At 63.7% G+C, this 19,093-nt stretch carries 17 protein-coding genes; 12 read left to right on the forward strand and 5 right to left on the reverse strand.

The window, feature by feature from the left end; all coding sequences use genetic code 11:
• Nucleotides 1-134: 134 nt before the first annotated feature.
• Together leuS and NKJ84_RS00150 are read left to right on the forward strand one after the other, a co-directional pair.
• Entirely contained in the window at nt 135-2,759 is a 2,625-nt protein-coding gene (leuS, locus tag NKJ84_RS00145) for a leucine--tRNA ligase (RefSeq protein WP_352504882.1), read from the forward strand.
• On the forward strand, nt 2,746-3,327 hold the full coding sequence (locus NKJ84_RS00150; RefSeq protein ID WP_352504883.1) for an LPS assembly lipoprotein LptE: 582 nt from the start codon (nt 2,746-2,748) through the stop codon (nt 3,325-3,327). The genes leuS and NKJ84_RS00150 overlap by 14 nt, the downstream gene beginning before the upstream one ends.
• Before the next feature lie 73 nt (nt 3,328-3,400).
• Here the strand turns inward: NKJ84_RS00150 and fsa are convergent, their stop codons facing one another.
• The gene (fsa, locus tag NKJ84_RS00155) at nt 3,401-4,054 is read right to left on the reverse strand and encodes a fructose-6-phosphate aldolase (protein WP_352504884.1); all 654 of its coding nucleotides are present in this window, start codon (nt 4,052-4,054) and stop codon (nt 3,401-3,403) included.
• Nucleotides 4,055-4,144: 90 nt separating this feature from the next.
• On the opposite strand from fsa, the gene NKJ84_RS00160 reads away from it, so the two are divergent.
• On the forward strand, nt 4,145-6,328 hold the full coding sequence (locus NKJ84_RS00160) for a primosomal protein N' (RefSeq protein ID WP_352504885.1): 2,184 nt from the start codon (nt 4,145-4,147) through the stop codon (nt 6,326-6,328).
• Between the two features lie 9 nt (nt 6,329-6,337).
• Here NKJ84_RS00160 and NKJ84_RS00165 read toward each other — a convergent pair whose 3' ends face one another.
• Nucleotides 6,338-6,793: a type II toxin-antitoxin system VapC family toxin gene (locus NKJ84_RS00165; protein WP_352471284.1), complete on the reverse strand. Its 456-nt coding sequence runs from the start codon at nt 6,791-6,793 to the stop codon at nt 6,338-6,340.
• The gene (locus NKJ84_RS00170) at nt 6,790-7,035 is read right to left on the reverse strand and encodes a type II toxin-antitoxin system Phd/YefM family antitoxin (RefSeq protein WP_254018681.1); all 246 of its coding nucleotides are present in this window, start codon (nt 7,033-7,035) and stop codon (nt 6,790-6,792) included. Before NKJ84_RS00170 ends, NKJ84_RS00165 begins: the two co-directional genes overlap by 4 nt.
• A 210-nt stretch (nt 7,036-7,245) precedes the next feature.
• Here NKJ84_RS00170 and NKJ84_RS00175 point away from each other — a divergent pair, with 210 nt between their 5' ends.
• The 6 genes from NKJ84_RS00175 (at nt 7,246) to NKJ84_RS00200 (ending at nt 13,038) form a co-directional block, all read left to right on the forward strand.
• Entirely contained in the window at nt 7,246-7,641 is a 396-nt protein-coding gene (locus NKJ84_RS00175) for an AGROH133_08824 family phage infection protein (protein WP_352500793.1), read from the forward strand.
• A 246-nt stretch (nt 7,642-7,887) separates the two neighbouring features.
• Nucleotides 7,888-8,448 (forward strand): F0F1 ATP synthase subunit delta, encoded by a 561-nt coding sequence (locus NKJ84_RS00180; protein WP_352504886.1) that lies wholly within the window; start codon nt 7,888-7,890, stop codon nt 8,446-8,448.
• A complete protein-coding gene (atpA, locus tag NKJ84_RS00185; protein ID WP_352504887.1) occupies nt 8,448-9,977 on the forward strand; it encodes a F0F1 ATP synthase subunit alpha in 1,530 nt (509 codons plus the stop codon). Before NKJ84_RS00180 ends, atpA begins: the two co-directional genes overlap by 1 nt.
• 28 nt (nt 9,978-10,005) lie before the next feature.
• On the forward strand, nt 10,006-10,890 hold the full coding sequence (locus NKJ84_RS00190) for a F0F1 ATP synthase subunit gamma (protein WP_352504888.1): 885 nt from the start codon (nt 10,006-10,008) through the stop codon (nt 10,888-10,890).
• A 67-nt stretch (nt 10,891-10,957) separates the two neighbouring features.
• The gene (atpD, locus tag NKJ84_RS00195; RefSeq protein ID WP_352504889.1) at nt 10,958-12,511 is read left to right on the forward strand and encodes a F0F1 ATP synthase subunit beta; all 1,554 of its coding nucleotides are present in this window, start codon (nt 10,958-10,960) and stop codon (nt 12,509-12,511) included.
• Between the two features lie 119 nt (nt 12,512-12,630).
• A complete protein-coding gene (locus NKJ84_RS00200) occupies nt 12,631-13,038 on the forward strand; it encodes a F0F1 ATP synthase subunit epsilon (protein ID WP_352504890.1) in 408 nt (135 codons plus the stop codon).
• A gap of 168 nt (nt 13,039-13,206) precedes the next feature.
• Here the strand turns inward: NKJ84_RS00200 and uxuA are convergent, their stop codons facing one another.
• Together uxuA and NKJ84_RS00210 are read right to left on the reverse strand one after the other, a co-directional pair.
• The gene (gene uxuA, locus NKJ84_RS00205) at nt 13,207-14,385 is read right to left on the reverse strand and encodes a mannonate dehydratase (RefSeq protein ID WP_352504891.1); all 1,179 of its coding nucleotides are present in this window, start codon (nt 14,383-14,385) and stop codon (nt 13,207-13,209) included.
• Entirely contained in the window at nt 14,382-15,860 is a 1,479-nt protein-coding gene (locus tag NKJ84_RS00210; protein WP_352504892.1) for a mannitol dehydrogenase family protein, read from the reverse strand. Before NKJ84_RS00210 ends, uxuA begins: the two co-directional genes overlap by 4 nt.
• Nucleotides 15,861-16,033: 173 nt before the next feature.
• On the opposite strand from NKJ84_RS00210, the gene uxaC reads away from it, so the two are divergent.
• The 3 genes from uxaC (at nt 16,034) to NKJ84_RS00225 (ending at nt 19,092) form a co-directional block, all read left to right on the forward strand.
• Entirely contained in the window at nt 16,034-17,443 is a 1,410-nt protein-coding gene (gene uxaC / locus NKJ84_RS00215) for a glucuronate isomerase (protein WP_352504893.1), read from the forward strand.
• A gap of 40 nt (nt 17,444-17,483) precedes the next feature.
• Nucleotides 17,484-18,461: a TRAP transporter substrate-binding protein gene (locus tag NKJ84_RS00220; protein WP_352479586.1), complete on the forward strand. Its 978-nt coding sequence runs from the start codon at nt 17,484-17,486 to the stop codon at nt 18,459-18,461.
• Between the two features lie 103 nt (nt 18,462-18,564).
• Nucleotides 18,565-19,092 (forward strand): TRAP transporter small permease, encoded by a 528-nt coding sequence (locus NKJ84_RS00225; RefSeq protein ID WP_352505148.1) that lies wholly within the window; start codon nt 18,565-18,567, stop codon nt 19,090-19,092.
• Nucleotide 19,093 lies beyond the last annotated feature (1 nt).

Genomic DNA, 19,093 nt, shown 5'->3' on the forward strand with positions numbered 1-19,093 from the left:
CCTGTGTTTGGCTTTTCGCCGGATCGCCGCAGTTGACGGGTCCGGCAATCCATGGTGAACACCGCGACGACATTTCCTGAGCCGCCCGGGCATTGTCCGGCGGTTCGCGCATGCTTTTAAGTGAAAAACACCCGATGGCAACCGAACGATACAATCCGCGCGCGTCAGAGCCCAAATGGCAGAAGGCCTGGGACGCAAAGAAGCTGTTCGAAGCCGACAATGACGACCCGCGCCCGAAATATTACGTGCTGGAGATGTTCCCCTATCCGTCGGGGCGCATCCATATCGGCCATACCCGCAACTATACGATGGGCGACGTGGTGGCGCGCTACAAGCGGGCCAAGGGTTTCAACGTGCTGCACCCGATGGGCTGGGACGCCTTTGGCATGCCAGCCGAAAACGCGGCGATGCAGAACAAGGTCCATCCCAAGGACTGGACCTATCAGAACATCGCCGCTATGCGCGAGCAACTCAAGGTCATGGGCCTGTCGCTCGATTGGGCGCGCGAGTTCGCCACCTGCGATGTCGATTACTATCACCGCCAGCAGATGCTGTTCCTCGATTTCGTCGAGAAGGGGCTGGTGACGCGCAAATCCTCCAAGGTCAACTGGGATCCGGAGGACATGACGGTGCTTGCCAACGAGCAGGTCATCGACGGACGCGGCTGGCGCTCGGGCGCGCTGGTGGAACAGCGCGAGCTGACGCAGTGGTTCTTCAAGATCACCGACTACGCGCAGGACCTGCTGGATTCGCTCGATCAACTCGACGACTGGCCGGAAAAAGTGAAGCTGATGCAGGCGAACTGGATCGGCCGTTCGGAAGGTCTGCTGATCCGCTGGCCGCTGGCCAAGCCAGCAGCCGGCGAGCATGAGCTCGAAATCTATACGACAAGGCCTGACACCATCTTCGGCGCCTCCTTTATGGCGATTGCCGCCGACCATCCGCTGGCCAAAAAGGCCGCCGAAGACAATCCGGCGCTGGCAAAGTTCATCGACGAGGTCCGCCATATGGGCACCTCGGTGGCGGCTCTGGAGACGGCCGAGAAGAAGGGCTTCGATACCGGCATTCGCGTCGTCCATCCGTTCGACGAGAAGTGGACGCTGCCCGTCTACGTCGCCAATTTCGTGCTGATGGACTACGGCACCGGCGCCATCTTCGGCTGTCCGTCCGGTGACCAGCGCGACCTCGACTTCGCCAACAGATACGGCCTGCCGGTCATTCCGGTGGTGATGCCGGAGGGCGAGAATCAAGGGAGCTTCCAGGTCATCGATGAGGCCTATGTCGGCGACGGCGTGATGATCAATTCGCGCTTCCTCGACGGCATGAAGCCGGATCAGGCGTTCGACGAGGTGGCGAAGCTGCTGGAACAAAAGACCATCGGCAACCGGCCGATGGCCGAGCGCAAGGTGAACTTCCGCCTGCGCGACTGGGGCATTTCGCGCCAGCGCTATTGGGGCTGCCCGATCCCGATGATCCATTGCGAGGATTGCGGCGTGGTGCCGGTGCCGAAAGCCGACCTGCCGGTCAAGCTGCCGGACGACATCGAGTTCGACCGGCCGGGCAATCCGCTCGATCGCCATCCGACATGGCGGCGCGTCAAATGCCCGCGTTGCGGCAAGGATGCGCGGCGAGAAACCGACACGATGGACACATTTGTCGATTCTTCGTGGTATTTCGCTCGCTTCACCGCGCCGTGGGCAAATGATCCGACCGATCCCGAGGCCGCGACTGAATGGCTGCCGGTTGACCGGTATATTGGCGGTATTGAGCATGCGATCCTGCATTTGCTCTATTCGCGCTTTTTCACCCGCGCCATGCGCGAGACCGGCCATGTCGATCTCGCCGAGCCGTTCAGGGGCCTGTTCACGCAAGGCATGGTGGTGCACGAGACCTATCGGGTTGGCGGCGCCTCGAACGGCCGCTGGCTTGCGCCAAGCGAGGTCAGGCTGGAAGACGCCGACGGAAAGCGCCGCGCCTTCGAAATCGCCACCGGCGAAGAGGCGGTGATCGGTCCGCTCGAAAAAATGTCGAAGTCGAAGAAGAATACGGTGAGTCCGGAAGAGATCACCGACGGCTACGGCGCCGATACGGCGCGCTGGTTCATGCTGTCGGACTCGCCGCCCGAACGCGATGTCGAATGGACCGACGAGGGCGCGGCCGGCGCGCACCGCTTCATCCAGCGCATCTGGCGCCTGGTGTCGACGGCTGCCGAATCGCTCGCCGGAGTCCGGCCAGAGGCGGCGAAGGACGGCGAGGCCGGGACAGTGTCCAAGGCCGCGCACAAGATCCTGAAATCGGTCGGTGAGGATATCGAAAAGCTCGCCTTCAACCGCGCCATCGCCCGCATCTATGAGCTCGCCAATGCCTTGACTGTACCGCTCAACGAGGCGGCAGAGGGCAAGGCCGGTCCGGCGCTGCAAGCGGCCTGCCGTGAGGCCGTCGAGATCCTGGTGCACCTGATCGCGCCGGTCATGCCGCATCTGGCCGAGGAGTGCTGGCAGACGCTCGGCGGCACCGACCTTGTCGCCGAACGGCCCTGGCCGGTCTACGATCCCTCGCTTGTCGTCGACGCCGAGATCGTGCTGCCGGTGCAGGTCAACGGCAAGAAGCGCGGCGATTTGACAATTGCCCGCGACGCGGACCAAGGTGCGGTCGAAAAAGCGGTTCTGGCCCTCGACTTCGTGCAGAGAGCGCTCGAAGGTAAGGCGCCGCGCAAGGTGATCATCGTGCCGCAGAGGATCGTTAATGTCGTTGCCTGATCCGCGAAAGACAGAGCTGACGCTGCGCCGCGTCGTGCTTTGCGGGCTGCTCGCCTCGGTGGCGCTGGTTTCCGCCTGCACGGTGCGGCCGCTCTATTCGAGCGCGCCGCTGATCGCCGGCTCGCAGGTCGGCGCTGCTGCCGAGCTGGCATCGATCTCGGTCAAGCCGGTCAAGACCCGCTACGCCCAGCAGGTCCGCAACAATTTGATCTTCGCGCTCGGCCGGGGCGCCGGCGAGCCGGCTTCGCCGGTCTATTCGCTTGATCTCGGCGTCTCCGAACTCGTCGAATCGGCGGCAATCGAGCAGGTCACGACAGACGAGGACGAGCCGACCGCCGGCACTGTAACGCTGACCGCCAACTATGTGCTCAGCGATGCCAAGACGGGCACGGTCATAGCGAGGGGCAAGCGCTCGATTCCGTCGTCATACGACAGGCCGCGCCAGGAATTCGCGTCATACCGAGCCCAGATCGACGCCGAGAACCGTGCGGCGCGCGAGCTGGCAGATGTGCTGCGGCTGTCGATCGCTCAGGATCTGATCAAGCACGGCAAGCCGGCGGCAAGCTAGGTCTTTCCGGAGTGCGCAATCTGCAAAAAAAAGGCCGATTGCTCGGCCTTTTTTTGTTCGTAGGATAGTCGCTTCAGCCGATCTTCTGCCCGGTCTTTGCCCAGTCGGCGAGGAACAGTTCCAGGCCCTTGTCGGTCAGCGGGTGTTTGACCAGTGCCTTGAGCGTCGCCGGCGGCGCGGTGATGACATCGGCACCGATCAGCGCCGCCTGCTTGACATGGTTCACGGTGCGCACAGAAGCGGTCAGGATCTCGGTCTGGAAGTCATAATTGTCGTAGATGGTGCGGATATCGGCAATCAGCTCCATGCCGTCCCAGCCGCTGTCGTCGATGCGGCCGACGAAGGGCGAGATGAAGGAGGCGCCGGCCTTGGCGGCGAGCAGCGCCTGGGTGGCCGAGAAGCACAGCGTGACGTTGACCATGCGGCCGTCCGACCGGATGTCCTTGCAGGCTCTCAGGCCATCGAGCGTCAGCGGCACCTTGATGCAGACATTGTCGGCGATCCTGGCCAGGATCTTGGCCTCCGCCATCATGTCCTTGTATTCGGTGGCGACGACTTCGGCCGAGACTGGGCCCTTGACGATCTCGCAGATCTCTCTTGTGACGTCGGCGATCTTGCCGCCGGATTTCAGGATCAGCGACGGATTGGTGGTTACGCCGTCGAGCAGCCCCAAATCGTTCAGCTCGCGGATTTCCTTGACCTCGGCGGTGTCGACAAAAAATTTCATGGCGGTCTCCTGAAGATTTTTCATGTGCACGTCATGCACATTCGGGGTCGGACTTTGATCTAGACCAAAGTCGGGGCAAGGTCACGCCTCATGATCGAAGATTCGCCCTTTGTCGCGGCCGCACCGGTGCTGGTGCCGATGCCCGCCGAGCGCCCCTACACCTATGCCGTGCCGGCTGGCATGCGCGTGGTGCCGGGCTCGATCGTGCGCGTTCCGCTTGGGCCCCGCCAGGTCGCCGGCATCGTCTGGGACGGCGCCGTCGAAAAGGTCGACGCGAAGAAATTGCGGCCGATCGAGCAGGTTTTCGACTGCCCGCCGATCGACCGCGCGATGCGGCGTTTTGTCGATTGGGTGGCGCAGTACACGCTGTCGCCGCCCGGCATGGTGGCGCGCATGCTGCTCAGGGCGCCGGAGGCGTTCGATCCGGAGCCGTGGATCGAAGGGCTGCAGCGCACCTTCGCCAAGCCCGACCGGATGACGGAGGCGAGGACGCGCGTGCTGGAGACGGCCGAAGGCGGACTTGCCTGGACGCGATCCGGCCTGGCGCATGCGGCAGGCGTGTCGTCGACGGTGGTGGACGGGCTGCGGGCGCAGGGCGTATTCCAGACGGTGATGATCCCGCCGCGGCCGGTGGTCGCAGCACCCGATCCCGGCTACGCCGTGCCTTCACTGATGCCCGACCAGAGCGATGCCGCCGAGACGCTGCGCGCCAATGTCGCGACCGGTACATTCGGGGTCACCCTGCTCGACGGTGTAACCGGATCCGGCAAGACGGAGGTCTATTTCGAGGCGGTCGCGGCCGCGCTCGATCGCGGCAAGCAGGTGCTGATCCTGCTGCCGGAAATTGCGCTGACCCATGCCTTCCTCGAACGCTTCCAGGAGCGGTTCGGCGCCAAGCCGGCGGAGTGGCACTCGGACCTGCCGCCAAGGATGCGCGAAAAGGTCTGGCGGCAGGTAGCGGAAGGCGGCGTGCGGGTCGTCGCAGGCGCGCGCTCGGCGCTATTCCTGCCATTCAGGGAGCTTGGATTGATCGTCGTCGACGAAGAGCACGATCCCGCCTACAAGCAGGAGGATCGCGTCTTTTACAACGCGCGCGACATGGCCGTGGTGCGCGGCCATATCGGCGGTTTTCCGGTCGTGCTCGCTTCGGCGACACCGTCGGTCGAAAGCCGGGTCAATGCCAGCCAGGGCCGCTACAGCAGGGCGGTGCTTTCGGCGCGCTTTGCCGAGGCGGCACTTCCCGATCTCAAGACGGTCGACATGCGCCGCGCGCCGCCGGCACGCGGCGGCTTCCTGTCGCCGGTGCTGCTCGGCCATATGCGGCAGACGCTGGAAAGAAAGGAACAGTCGCTGCTGTTCCTCAACCGGCGCGGCTATGCGCCGCTGACGCTCTGCCGGGTCTGCGGCCACCGCTTCGGCTGTCCGGTCTGCTCGGCCTGGCTGGTCGAGCACCGCTTTCGCGGCCAGCTCGTCTGCCACCACTGCGGGCACAATGAACGCCGGCCCGAAGCCTGTCCGGAATGCGGCACGCTCGATCATCTGGTCGCCTGCGGGCCAGGCGTCGAGCGCATCGCCGAGGAGGTCGTCGCGCATTTCCCCGATGCCCGCACCATCGTCTTGTCGTCGGACCTGATGGGCGGCGTGCGGCGGCTGCGGCTCGAGCTTGAAGCCATCGCCAATGGCGAGGCCGACATCGTCATCGGCACGCAACTCGTCGCCAAGGGCCACAACTTCCCCAACATGACGCTGGTCGGTGTGGTCGATGCCGATCTCGGCCTTGCCAATGGCGACCCGCGCGCCGCCGAGCGCACCTTCCAACTGCTCAGCCAGGTGACCGGCCGCGCCGGTCGCACCGGCAAGAAAAGCCTCGGCCTGCTGCAGACCTTCCAACCCGACCACCCGGTGATGCGCGCGATCGTCTCAGGCGATGCCGAGGCCTTCTACGAGCGCGAGATCGCCGAGCGTGAGCGGGCGGGGCTGCCGCCCTTCGGCAGGCTCGCCGGCGTCATCGTCAGCGCGGCGACACGGGCCGAAGCCGAAGGGCACGCCCGTGGCCTGCGCCGCGCCGCGCCGCAAGCCACCGACCTGTTCGTGCTCGGCCCGGCCGAGGCGCCGCTGTCATTGATCGGCGGCCGCCATCGCTTTCGCCTGCTGATCCAGGGCGAGCGGCGCGCCGACATGCAAGGGTTCATTCGCACCATGTTGGCCGAGGGACCGAAGATAAGGGGCTCGGTGCGAGTCCAGGTCGACATCGACCCGCAGAGCTTTTTGTAAGCTGTCGAATTACCCTTTCGAGGCGCGTTCGGTGAATGGGTTCAGGTAAGGCACGTCGAGAATCGCAAAATGCCGGGTGTTGGCCGTCAAAACTGACAGGCCGTGCAAACGGGCAGTAGCTGCGATCAGAACGTCCGCCAGACCCGGATTGGCGCCTCTGGCGATAGTGGCGTCTTCCAGTTTTCCGGCTTCTCGCGCGATTGCTAAATCGATGGGAAGGATGCGCTGGTTGAACTCTAGAAGCAACCTTTCGAACCACTCATTGATGCGCTCTGCCTTCATATGCCCGCCCGCCCGCTTCAGTTTCGCGATTCCTCGTTCCACCTCCAAGATGACGATCGACGAGAGCTGCCAAGAGCCGCGTTCTCCTTGTTCGGCAACCCAGTTCTGCACGTGTGCCGGAAGCAGAGGCCGACCAGGTGCAAATGCCGAGAGAAAAGACGTATCAAGCAGATAGCCGGTCAAAACTCCACTTCCCGCGACGGCGATTCGTTTCGCTCAAGCTCGATGCCGCCTGGATACTGAAGCAGGAAATCCACGAAGTCTTTTTGGCTGTTCTGCGGATAAAGTTTCCGTCCCTCACCGATTGGCACCACCATGACTGCGGGCTTGCCGTGCTTGGTGATAACCGTGGGCTCACCGTTCTCAGCAGCCTCCACGAGCGCGGAAAGGCTGGCCTTTGCCTCTCGTAGTTGCATCGTCTTCATGCGCGGAACCTCTTGTGGTCTCATGTAGTCACAATATAGGAATTGTGCAGAAAAAAACAGCCCGTTGTGTAACGTCCTGTTAGCCCGGTCGATACAACGGCGCTCGCGTTGGGCTGACGCCCCGTAAATTGCGACGGCCCATCTGGCGCATGTCTCTTGCTTCGCTAGAATGCCCGAAAATTTTGAATATCCATTTACGAGGGGACAAGGATGGAATTTGCGTTTCCATGGCCGATGAGCCAGGGCGAGTGGCTGGCATGGTCAAGCGCCGTCGTGACCTTGCTTTTCGGGCTGCTGCTGTTCCTGGCGCCAGGGCTGGCGTTCCGGATTCTCAGGCTGCAGGTCAAGCCCGAGAAGGCGGCGGCGATCGCCGAAGGTCGCGGCAGGATGTCGGGCTTCTATCTCGGTGTCAGCCTGTGCTGCATCCTCTTGGCGCAGCCGCTGCTCTATATGGCGCTCGGCTTCTCCTGGCTGTTCACCGCCTTCGGCCGGCTGCTGTCGATGATGTCGGACGGCGCCAACACGCCGTTCAACTGGGCTTCCATCGTCGTCGAGCTGGTGCTGGCGGCGCTGCCGCTTGCCTTCGCCTTCGGCTTTTTGCCCTGAATCAGGGATCAATCCGGGGTTGGTTGCTGAACTCGCCCGGCGGATGCGACAATAGTGCCTGAAAACCATGCCGGACGACGCATTGCGGTCTGAAAATGCCTGTGCTAGACGGCAATCGACTTTCGACCGGGGATAGCGGAAGCCGCGCCTCCGTGCTTGGAAAAATGCAGTAAGGTCAAAGATTTAGCCAGAGTTTTTGCTCGCGCCAACAATCTGCGGCCTGTCAGACAAGAGAAAAGACGGTCCGTGGCCCAATCGTCATCGCCAATCTCAGGTGTCGCAGAACGCTATGCGGGTTCGCTGTTCGAACTCGCGCTGCAGGCCAATTCGGTCGCCGGCGTCGAGGCCGACCTCAACAGGTTCGAAACGATGCTCGAAGGCAGCGCTGACCTTTCGCGGCTGATCAGGAGCCCTGTCTTCTCCAGCGAGGACCAGGCCAAGGCGATCGCCGCGATCGCCGACAGAGCAGGGATTACCGGCCTCACCGGCAATTTCCTGCGCGTCGTTGCCCAGAATCGCCGGCTGTTCGCCGTGCCCGGCATGATCAAGGCGTTCCGCCAGATCGCCGCCGAACACCGCGGCGAGACCGCTGCCGAGGTCACCTCGGCGCATGCGCTGACGCCTGCCCAGGAAACCGAGCTGAAAGCAGCGCTGAAAAGCGTCGCCGGCAAGGACGTGGCGATCACGGTCACCGTCGATCCGTCGCTGCTCGGCGGACTGGTGGTCAAGATCGGCTCGCGCCAGATCGATACGTCGCTCAAAACCAAACTCAATTCGCTCAAGCTTGCACTGAAAGAGGTCGGCTGATGGACATCCGCGCCGCGGAAATTTCCGCAATTCTGAAAGACCAGATCAAGAATTTCGGCAAGGAGGCCGAGGTCTCCGAAGTCGGCCAGGTGCTGTCCGTCGGTGACGGTATCGCCCGCGTCTACGGCCTCGACAATGTCCAGGCCGGCGAGATGGTCGAGTTCCCCGGCGGCATCCGCGGCATGGCGCTCAACCTCGAAGCCGACAATGTCGGCGTCGTCATCTTCGGCGCTGACCGCGACATCAAGGAAGGCGACACCGTCAAGCGCACCGGCGCCATCGTCGATACGCCCGTCGGCATGGGCTTGCTCGGCCGCGTTGTCGACGCGCTCGGCAACCCGATCGACGGCAAAGGCCCGATCCAGGCCACCGAGCGCAAGCGCGTCGACGTCAAGGCGCCCGGCATCATCCCGCGCAAATCGGTGAACGAGCCGATGTCGACCGGCCTCAAGGCCATCGACGCACTGATCCCGGTCGGCCGCGGCCAGCGCGAACTGGTCATCGGCGACCGCCAGACCGGCAAGACCGCGATCATCCTCGACACCATGCTCAACCAGAAATCGGTGCACGACAACGGCCCTGAGAAGGAAAAGCTGTACTGCGTCTATGTCGCCGTCGGCCAGAAGCGCTCGACGGTGGCGCAGTTCGTCAAGGTCCTGGAAGAGCGCGGCGCGCTCGACTATTCGATCATCATCGCCGCGACCGCCTCCGATCCGGCGCCGATGCAGTTCCTGGCACCGTTCACCGCCTGCACCATGGGCGAATATTTCCGCGACAACGGCATGCACGCGCTGATCAGCTACGACGATCTGTCGAAGCAAGCCGTCGCCTATCGCCAGATGTCGCTGCTGCTGCGCCGTCCGCCGGGCCGCGAGGCCTATCCGGGCGACGTCTTCTACCTGCACTCGCGCCTGCTTGAGCGCGCCGCCAAGCTCAATGACGAAAATGGCGGCGGTTCGCTGACGGCGCTGCCGATCATCGAGACGCAGGCCAACGACGTTTCGGCCTACATCCCAACCAACGTCATCTCGATCACCGACGGCCAGATCTTCCTGGAAACCAATCTGTTCTTCCAGGGCGTCCGTCCGGCGGTCAATGTCGGCCTGTCGGTGTCGCGCGTCGGCTCCTCGGCGCAGATCAAGGCGATGAAGCAGGTTGCCGGATCGATCAAGGGCGAGCTCGCGCAGTACCGCGAAATGGCTGCTTTCGCGCAGTTCGGCTCCGATCTCGACGCCGCCACGCAACGCCTGCTCAACCGCGGCTCGCGTCTGACCGAGCTGTTGAAGCAGCCGCAATTCTCGCCGCTCAAAGTCGAGGAGCAGGTCGCGGTGATCTTCGCCGGCGTCAACGGCTATCTCGACAAGCTGGCGGTCAACCAGGTCGGCAAGTTCGAGCATGGTCTGTTGTCGCATATGCGCTCGGCCGGCAAGGACGTGCTCGACGGCATCCGCAAGGAGAAGGCGCTGTCCGACGATCTGCGCGCCAGGCTGAAGGCAGAAATCGACGCCTTCGCCAAGACCTTTGCTTGAGCAGGACGGACGGGATCAGGTTTAAAGCATGCCTTCGTTAAAAGACCTTCGTAACCGTATCGCCTCGGTCAAGGCGACGCAGAAGATCACCAAGGCGATGCAGATGGTCGCCGCGGCGAAGCTGCGTCGCGCGCAGGAAGCGGCGGAAGCGGCGCGTCCCTATTCGGAGCGCATGGGCGCGGTGCTGGCCAATATCACCCAGGCGATCGGCGGCGGCGGCGATGCCCCGGCGCTGATGACCGGCACCGGCAAGGACGACGTGCATCTGCTTGTCGTCTGCACGGCCGAACGCGGTCTGTGCGGCGGCTTCAATTCGCAGATCGCCCGCTTTGCCCGCGACCACATCCGCAAGCTTCTGGCAGACGGCAAGCAGGTCAAGATCATCTGCGTCGGCAAGAAGGGGTTCGACATATTGCGCCGCGACTACGGGGCGCTGATCATCGAGCGTGTCGACCTGCGCGAGGTCAAGACGCTGGGCTTTGTCAATGCCGATGCCATCGCCAAGAAGGTGATCCACCTGTTCAACGAAGGCGGCTTCGACATCTGCACGCTGTTCTATTCGCAGTTCAAGTCGGTGATCAGCCAGATCCCGACGGCGCAGCAAATTGTCCCGGCGGGCGCGCCTGCGGCTGGCGCGGAAGTGAGGGACGGCGGCAGCGCTGTCTACGAATACGAGCCGGAGCCGGGCGAGATCCTCTCCGATCTCATCCCGCGCAACATTTCCGTGCAGGTTTTTCGCGCGCTGCTCGAGAATGCTGCCGGCGAGATGGGCGCCAAGATGAGCGCCATGGACAATGCGACGCGCAACGCCGGCGACATGATCAACAAATTGTCGATCACCTACAACCGCCAGCGGCAGGCGCAGATCACCAAGGAATTGATCGAAATCATTTCGGGCGCCGAGGCGCTCTAGGCACGCTCACAAGGAGGTCATCGACCTCAAGCGTGTGAGAAACAAAGAGACGAAAAGGGTAAGGACGATGGCGAAAGCAGCGACCCCGAAGACGGCAGCCCCGAAGGCCGCGGCACCAGCAGCAGCAAAGGCCGCTCCGGCCAAGAAAGCGGCAGCAACCAAGGTCGCCGCTGTGAATGCGCCGGCCGCCACCATCAAGAAAACCGGCCTGGCAGGCAAGGTTCGCCAGGTCATCGGCGCCGTTGTCGACGTCCAGTTCGGCGAACATCTGCCGGCGATCCTGAACGCGCTTGAGACGATCAACGTCGGCAATCGCCTGGTGCTAGAGGTGGCCCAGCATCTGGGCGAAAACACCGTGCGCTGCATCGCCATGGACTCGACCGAAGGTCTGGTCCGCGGCCAGGACGTCTATGATACCGGTGCACCGATCACCGTGCCGGTCGGCCCGGGCATGCTCGGCCGCATCATCAACGTCATCGGCGAGCCGGTCGACGAGGCAGGCCCGGTCGACGGCATCGAGATGCGCTCGATCCATCAGCCGGCGCCGACCTATGTCGAGCAGTCGACGGAAGCGCAGATCCTGGTCACCGGCATCAAGGTGCTCGACCTGCTGGCCCCCTATGCCCGCGGCGGCAAGATCGGCCTGTTCGGCGGCGCCGGCGTCGGCAAGACGGTGCTGATCCAGGAACTGATCAACAACGTCGCCAAGGCGCATGGCGGCTTCTCGGTGTTCGCCGGCGTCGGCGAGCGCACCCGCGAAGGCAACGACCTCTATCACGAGTTCATCGAGTCCGGCGTCAACAAGAAGGGCGGCGGCGAAGGCTCCAAGGCCGCGCTCGTCTATGGCCAGATGAACGAGCCGCCGGGCGCCCGCGCCCGCGTCGGCCTGACCGGGCTGACGGTTGCCGAATATTTCCGCGATCAGGGCCAGGACGTGCTGTTCTTCGTAGACAACATCTTCCGTTTCACGCAGGCGGGCTCGGAAGTGTCGGCGCTGCTCGGCCGCATTCCTTCGGCCGTGGGCTACCAGCCGACGCTGGCTACCGACATGGGTGCGCTACAGGAGCGTATCACCACGACGACCAAGGGTTCGATCACCTCGGTGCAGGCGATCTATGTGCCGGCCGACGACCTGACCGACCCTGCACCGGCGACCTCGTTCGCCCACCTCGACGCGACGACCGTGCTCAACCGCGCGATTTCGGAAAAGGGCATCTATCCGGCGGTCGATCCGCTCGATTCGACCTCGCGCATGCTCGACCCGATGGTTGTCGGCGAAGAGCATTATCAGGTCGCCCGCCAGGTGCAGTCGATCCTTCAGCGCTACAAGTCGCTGCAGGACATCATCGCCATCCTGGGCATGGACGAGCTGTCGGAAGAGGATAAGCAGACCGTGGCCCGCGCTCGCAAGATCGAGCGCTTCCTGTCGCAGCCCTTCTTCGTCGCCGAAGTGTTCACCGGCGCACCGGGCAAGCTGGTCGACCTCGCCGACACCATCAAGGGCTTCAAGGGCCTTTGCAACGGCGATTACGACCATCTGCCGGAGGCCGCCTTCTACATGGTCGGCGGCATCGAGGAAGCGGTCGAGAAGGCACAGCGCCTGGCCGCTGAAGCGGCCTGATGGTGAATGGTCAATAGTGAATTGTGAATGGGGAGTAGCGGATAGGAAATCGGGGGCTGAGTGAAGGTCATTCTTTCTGACCATTCACCATTCACCATTCACCAGTCGCTAAATTGATCATGCCTGAAGCTTTCAAATTCGAACTGGTCTCGCCGGAGCGCCTCTTGGTTTCCGAGCAGGTCGAATCCGTCGTCATTCCGGGCGCCGAAGGCGAGATGACTGTCATGGCGCATCACGCACCCGTCATGACCACGATCAAGCCCGGCGTCGTCACGCTGAAGACCGTTTCCGGCAAGGAAGAGCGCTATGTGGTGTTCGGCGGCTTTGCCGACATCGTTCCGGCCGGCTGCACGCTGCTCGCCGAATCGGCTGTGGCCGTGGGCGACATCGACCGCGCCGACCTTGCCCGCCGCATCCAGGAGGCCAGGGAAGACGCCGCCGACGCCAAGGACGACCAGACCCGCAGCAAGGCCGAGCAGTTCCTCAACCAGCTTACGACGCTTGAAGGCGCGCTGTTGCCGGCTTAACAGGCGCCCCCTGCCTTCTCCCCTTGTGGGAGAAGGTGGATCGGCGCGCAGCGCCGAGACGGTTGAGGGGTGTTGGAAGAAACGAGACGGCGGCGATCCCTGGAGCACCCCTCATCCGACCGAGCTCCGCTCGGCCACCTTCTCCCACAAGGGGAGAAGGGGGGCTGGTCACACCGTCAGCGCCTCCACTGCGCGCATGACGCCGCGCAGTTCGGCGAGGCCCTTCAGGCGGCCGATGCAGGAATAGCCGGGGTTCACCTTCTTGCCGATGTCGTCGACGATGGCGTGGCCATGGTCGGGGCGCATCGGAATCTGCCAGTCCGCCCTGCCTGCCGCCTTGCGCCGGCGCTCTTCGCCAATCAGCGCCGACACGACCGCCACCATGTCGGTGTCGCCGTCGAGGTGCTCGGCTTCGTGGAAGGAGCCGTCTGGCTCCTTGGTGACGTTGCGCAGATGGGCGAAATGGATGTTTTCGGCGAAGGCCTTGGCCATCGTCGGCAGATCGTTCTGCGCGCCCGCCCCGTAGGAGCCGGTGCACAGCGTCAACCCGTTGGCCGGCGAAGCGACGGCGTCGAGCAGCGCGCGGGCATCATTGGCGTTGGAAACGATGCGCGGCAGGCCGAACAGCGAAAAAGGTGGATCGTCGGGATGGATCGCCATCCTGACGCCGGCCTCTTCGGCCACCGGCACGATCTCGCGCAGGAAGGCAAACAGGTTTTCGCGCAGACCTTCGGTTGAGACGTCCTTGTAGAGGTCGAGGGCACGGCGGAAGCTTGCCCGATCGAAGATGAATTCGCGCGCCGGAACCCAGCCGATCAGGTTGCGCTCCAGCCTTGCCTTGTCGCTGTCGCTCATCCCTTGCAGTCGCACACGCGCGGCCTCGACGCGGGCCGGCGGGTGATCGGCCTCCGCCCCTTCTCGCTCAAGGATGAAGACGTCATAGGCGCAGAGCTCGACGACATCGAAGCGCAGCGCCGTGCCGCCATGCGGCATGGGATAATCGAGATCTGTGCGCGTCCAGTCGGTGATCGCCATGAAATTATAGCAGACGGTATTGATCCCGGCGGCGGCGACGGAGCGGACCGACGCCTTGTAATTGTCGATCAGGGTGCGCCAGTTGCCGCTGCGGGTCTTGATGTCCTCATGGACGACAATGCTTTCTACCACATCCCAGGTCAGGCCCGCTGCCTCGATGTCGGCCTTGCGCCTGGCGATCTCGTCCGCCGGCCAGGCGCGGCCGTCATTGAGGTGATGCAGCGCGCTGACGATGCCGACGGCGCCGGCTTGACGGACATGGGCAAGCGTCACCGGATAGTCTGGCCCGAACCAGCGCCAGGTTTGTCTCATGGCTTCTCACTCCCTATGCCAAGCGCCACGAAGGCAGCGGCAGGTCCGCCTCGCCGCAGGCGCTCGAGATGGGCTGCCGTCAGATCGATCAGTGTCATGCGGTGGGAATGGTCTTTGGCGAAGCCGGCGAGATCGAACATCGCTGTCACCGTTTCGATAGCTGGCCGGCTGCCGAGCACAGTAAGCCGAGTGTCGATCGGGTCGGTAAAATGGGCTTCCGGCAAAGTTTTGCCGCGCGCCTCGCAAGCGGCGATCCAGGCCGCCACCACCAGCATGAGATGCGCGGGCGGGTCACCGGCACCCAGCCGATCGACGGCCGAGGCGACGATGCGCTGCGGCAGTTTCTGGCTGCCGTCATTGGCGATCTGCGCCGTGCGATGGGCGAGGGCGGTGTTCGAATAGCGTTCGGCGAGCTGGGCCGTGTAGCCGGCCGTATCGAGCCCGGCGTCCTGCGGCAGCGTCGGGATGGCTTCGGCCCATAGTCCGTCGACGAATTGCCGGATCGCCGGATCGGCAAAGGCGCGGTCGACCGTGTCGTAGCCGCTGAGCAGGCCGAGATAGGCGATTGCCGAATGCGAACCGTTGAGCAGCCGCAGCTTCATGTCCTCGAAGGGCCCGACGTCGCCGACCATGGTGACGCCGAACTTTTCCCAGACCGGCCTGCCTGCCGGGAAATCATCCTCGACCACCCATTGGCAGAACGGCTCGGTCATCACCGGCCAGGCATCCTCGACGCCGAGCTCGACGGCGATACGCGCCCGGTCCGCATCGGTGGTCGCCGGCACGATGCGGTCGACCATGCTCGACGGGAAGGCGACGCCGTCGGCGATGTGCCCGGCAAGGCCGGGATCGCGCAGTGCCGCGAATTCGACCAGCAGGCGGTGCAGCGTGGCGCCATTGGCCGGAAGGTTGTCGCAGCAGAGCACGGTGAAGGGCTTGATGCCGGCGAAACGGCGGCGCGACAGCGCTTCGGTGAGAAAACCATGCGCCGTCCGTGGCATTTGCGGGTTAGCCAAATCATGGACGATGTCCGGATGGGTGCTGTCCAGACCGCCGCCGGCTGCTCTCAGATAAGCCTTTTCGGTGATCGTGAGCGTAACGATGCGGGTGCGCTGATCCGTCAGAGCGGCGAGCACCGCAGCCGGATCTTCCGGCGCCACCAGCATCGACAGGATCGAACCGACGACGCGCAGCTCTTCGCCGATGCTGCTCCTGATCGCCAGCGTGTAGAGGCCATCCTGCGGCGCTAGTGCGTCGCGTGTGTCTGGACTGCGCAAGGACACGCCGACAATGCCCCAGTCCGCCTCTCCCGCCGCCAGGCAGTGGTCGACATAGGCCGCCTGATGGGCGCGATGGAACGCACCGACGCCGAGATGGACGATGCCCGGTGCGACGCCGCCGCGGGCGTAGCGCGGAACCGCGACCGAAGCCGGCAGTGCCTTCAGCGTGCTGTTGGAAAGGCGTCTATTGGTCATTGCGCCACGTGTCTGATCGAGATTGTTGGGTCCTGCTGGCAGGCGGCGTAACACCCGATGCCGTCACGCACAATGGGCAATGGCCGACGAAAAGTCATCATACAACAACCCAGTTTTTGTATGTTGACATTATTTCTTTCCAACCCTACCGATGTCCGAGTTGGGAGGATTACGTGGCCGCATTGACGGATCCGGATTTGCTGTTTGCCGCCGAGGCGCGCCCGCTTTCGCTGGCCCGCGATCTCTACGCCGCGGTCAAGGATCTGCCGATCGTCAGCCCGCACGGCCACACCGATCCGCGCTGGTATGCGCTCAACGAGGCGTTTCCCGATCCGGCGCAATTGCTGATCGTGCCGGACCACTACATTTTCCGCATGCTGTTCAGCCAGGGCGTTCGGCTTGAGGAGCTTGGGGTGCCGACGCTTGACGGCTCGCCAGTGGAGACCGACGGCAGAACGATCTGGCGGCGCTTCGCCGAGCATTATTACCTGTTTCGGGGTACGCCGACCCGGCTGTGGTTCGACCATGTGCTCGCCCATCTGTTCGGCATCGGCGAGCCGCTGAATGCCAGGACAGCCGACCGCCACTACGACACGATCGCGACGCTGCTGCAGCGTGAAGACTATCGCCCTCGGGCGCTGTTCGAGCGCTTCAACATCGAGGTCATCGCGACGACCGAAGGTGCGCTCGACGATCTCAGATGGCACCAGATGATCCGCGAGAGCGGCTGGCAGGGCCGCGTCGTCACCGCCTACCGGCCCGATGCGGTCGTCGATCCCGATTTCGAAGGCTTCTCAGCCAATCTCGACCGGCTTGGCGAGATCACCGGCCGCGACACCGGTACTTGGACCGGCTATCTCGATGCGCATCGCCAGCGGCGCGCCTTCTTCAAGAGTTTCGGTGCGACGTCCTCCGATCACGGCCATCCGACGGCCGACACCGCCAATCTTTCGGATGCCGCCGCCGCGGAGCTGTTCAACCGTATCCGCCGGGGCTCGGACGACGAGCGCGAGCGAAAACTGTTTCGCGCCCAGATGCTGACCGAGATGGCCAAGATGAGCCGCGACGACGGGCTGGTCCTGCAGATACATCCCGGCTCCTGGCGCAATCATTCGCCTTCTATCTTTCAGAAGTTCGGCAGGGACAAAGGCTTCGACATCCCGACCCGAACCGATTATGTGACGGCGCTGAAGCCGCTGCTCGACTGCGTCGGGCTGGAGCGCGACCTCACCGTCATCCTCTTCACCCTCGACGAGACCAGCTATGCGCGCGAGCTGGCGCCGCTCGCCGGCGTCTACCCGGCATTGAAGCTCGGGCCGGCTTGGTGGTTCCACGACAGCCCCGAAGGCATACGCAGGTTCCGTGAGATGACCACCGAAACCGCCGGTTTCTACAACACCGTCGGTTTCAACGACGACACCCGCGCCTTCCCATCCATACCGGCTCGCCATGATGTGGCGCGCCGGGTCGATTGCGCTTTTCTGGCGCGTCTCGTCACCGAGCATCGGCTCGGCGAAGACGAGGCGCACGAGCTGGCGCAGGAACTTGCCTATACGCTCGCGAAAAAGGCGTACCGGCTCTAACGGCGCTTGCCGCCATCGTTTCAAAAACGGGAGGAAACCAATGCTGCATTTTTCTAGACTGGCGGGAGCTACGCTAGTTGCCGCCGCACTGCTGGCCGGATCGGCAAGCGCCCAGACGGTCCTGCGCTCGTCCGACACCCACCCGGATGGCTATCCGACGGTCGAGGCGGTCAAATATTTCGGCGAGCTGGTGAAGGAGCGCACGGCCGGCCGCTATGTGGTCGAGATCTATCCTTCCGCGCAACTTGGCGAGGAAAAGGACACGATCGAGCAGGTGCGCACCGGCGTGATCGATCTCAATCGTGTTTCGATGGCGCCGTTCAACGGGCTCATCCCCGAGACCACCGTGCCCTCGCTGCCCTACATCTTCCGTTCGGAAGAGCATATGCACAAGGTCATGGACGGGGCGATCGGCGACCAGATCGCGGCGGCGTTCGACCAGGTCGGGCTGGTGTTGCTCGCCTTTTACGACGGCGGTGCGCGCTCCTTCTACAATTCGAAGAAGCCGATCAACACTGTAGCCGATATGGCCGGCATGAAGTTCCGCGTCATCCAGTCCGACATCTTCGTCGACATGGTGGCGGCACTCGGCGCCAACGCGACACCGATGCCTTATGGCGAAGTGTATTCGGCGATCGAGACCGGGGTCATCGACGGCGCGGAGAATAATTTTCCGAGCTACGACACTGCCAAGCACGCGGAAGTCGCCAAGTATTATTCGCTCGACGAGCACACGATGGTGCCGGAAGCCTTCGTCATGGCGAAGTCGAGCTGGGACAAGCTGACGCCGGAAGACCAGGCGATATTCAAGGCGGCCGCCAAAGAAAGCGTCGCCAAGCAGCGCGAGCTGTGGACCGCCAAGGTCAAGGAATCGCGCGCCAAGGTCGAGGCGGCAGGTTCGCAGATCACGACGCCGGACAAGCAGCCCTTCATCGACGCGATGGGGCCGGTCTACGAGAAGCACGTCAAGGACGACAAGCTGAAGGCCATGGTCGAAGCCATCAAGGCCGTGCAGTGATCAAGCGGCGGCGCGGACATTCCGCGCCGCCATCCTCTTGCGGAGAAAACCGGTGACTTCCAGCCCAAAACCAAGACCGCTTCTGTCCGGCGTCGCGCAAGTGATGTCGCGCGTCAGCACGGCGGCGCTGTCGATCGCCGGCATCGGGCTGGTGCTGATGACCGCCTTCGTCGCATGGCAGGTGTTCGGCCGCTATGTTCTGAACCGCTCGCCCAGCTGGACCGAGCCGGGCTCGGTGATGCTGATGAGCTGGTTCATTTTCCTCGGCGCTGCCGTCGGTGTGCGCGAGAACTACCATCTTGGCTTCGACGTCCTGCTCTACGTGCTGCCGAAAGGCGGCAAGCGTTGGCTGCGGATGATTTCGGACCTCGTCGCGCTCGCCTTCGGCATCGGCATGATCTGGTATGGCAGCCAGCTGGTCGCATTGACCTGGGGCTCTACCTTGCCGTCACTCGGCATATCGGGGGGCTGGGATTACGTCCCGCTTGTCGCGGGAGGAGCGCTCATCGTGCTCTTCACGCTGGAGCGCATCGTGCTTCGCCTCTCCGGCGCACCGATCGACGATACCCTCGATGAACTGCCGCCGGCCGAAGTCGCGGCCGAACTCGACACCGCGAACGTGAAGGTCTGAC

Source organism: Mesorhizobium sp. M0048, assembly GCF_040323405.1.
In the GTDB taxonomy this organism is placed as follows: domain Bacteria; phylum Pseudomonadota; class Alphaproteobacteria; order Rhizobiales; family Rhizobiaceae; genus Mesorhizobium.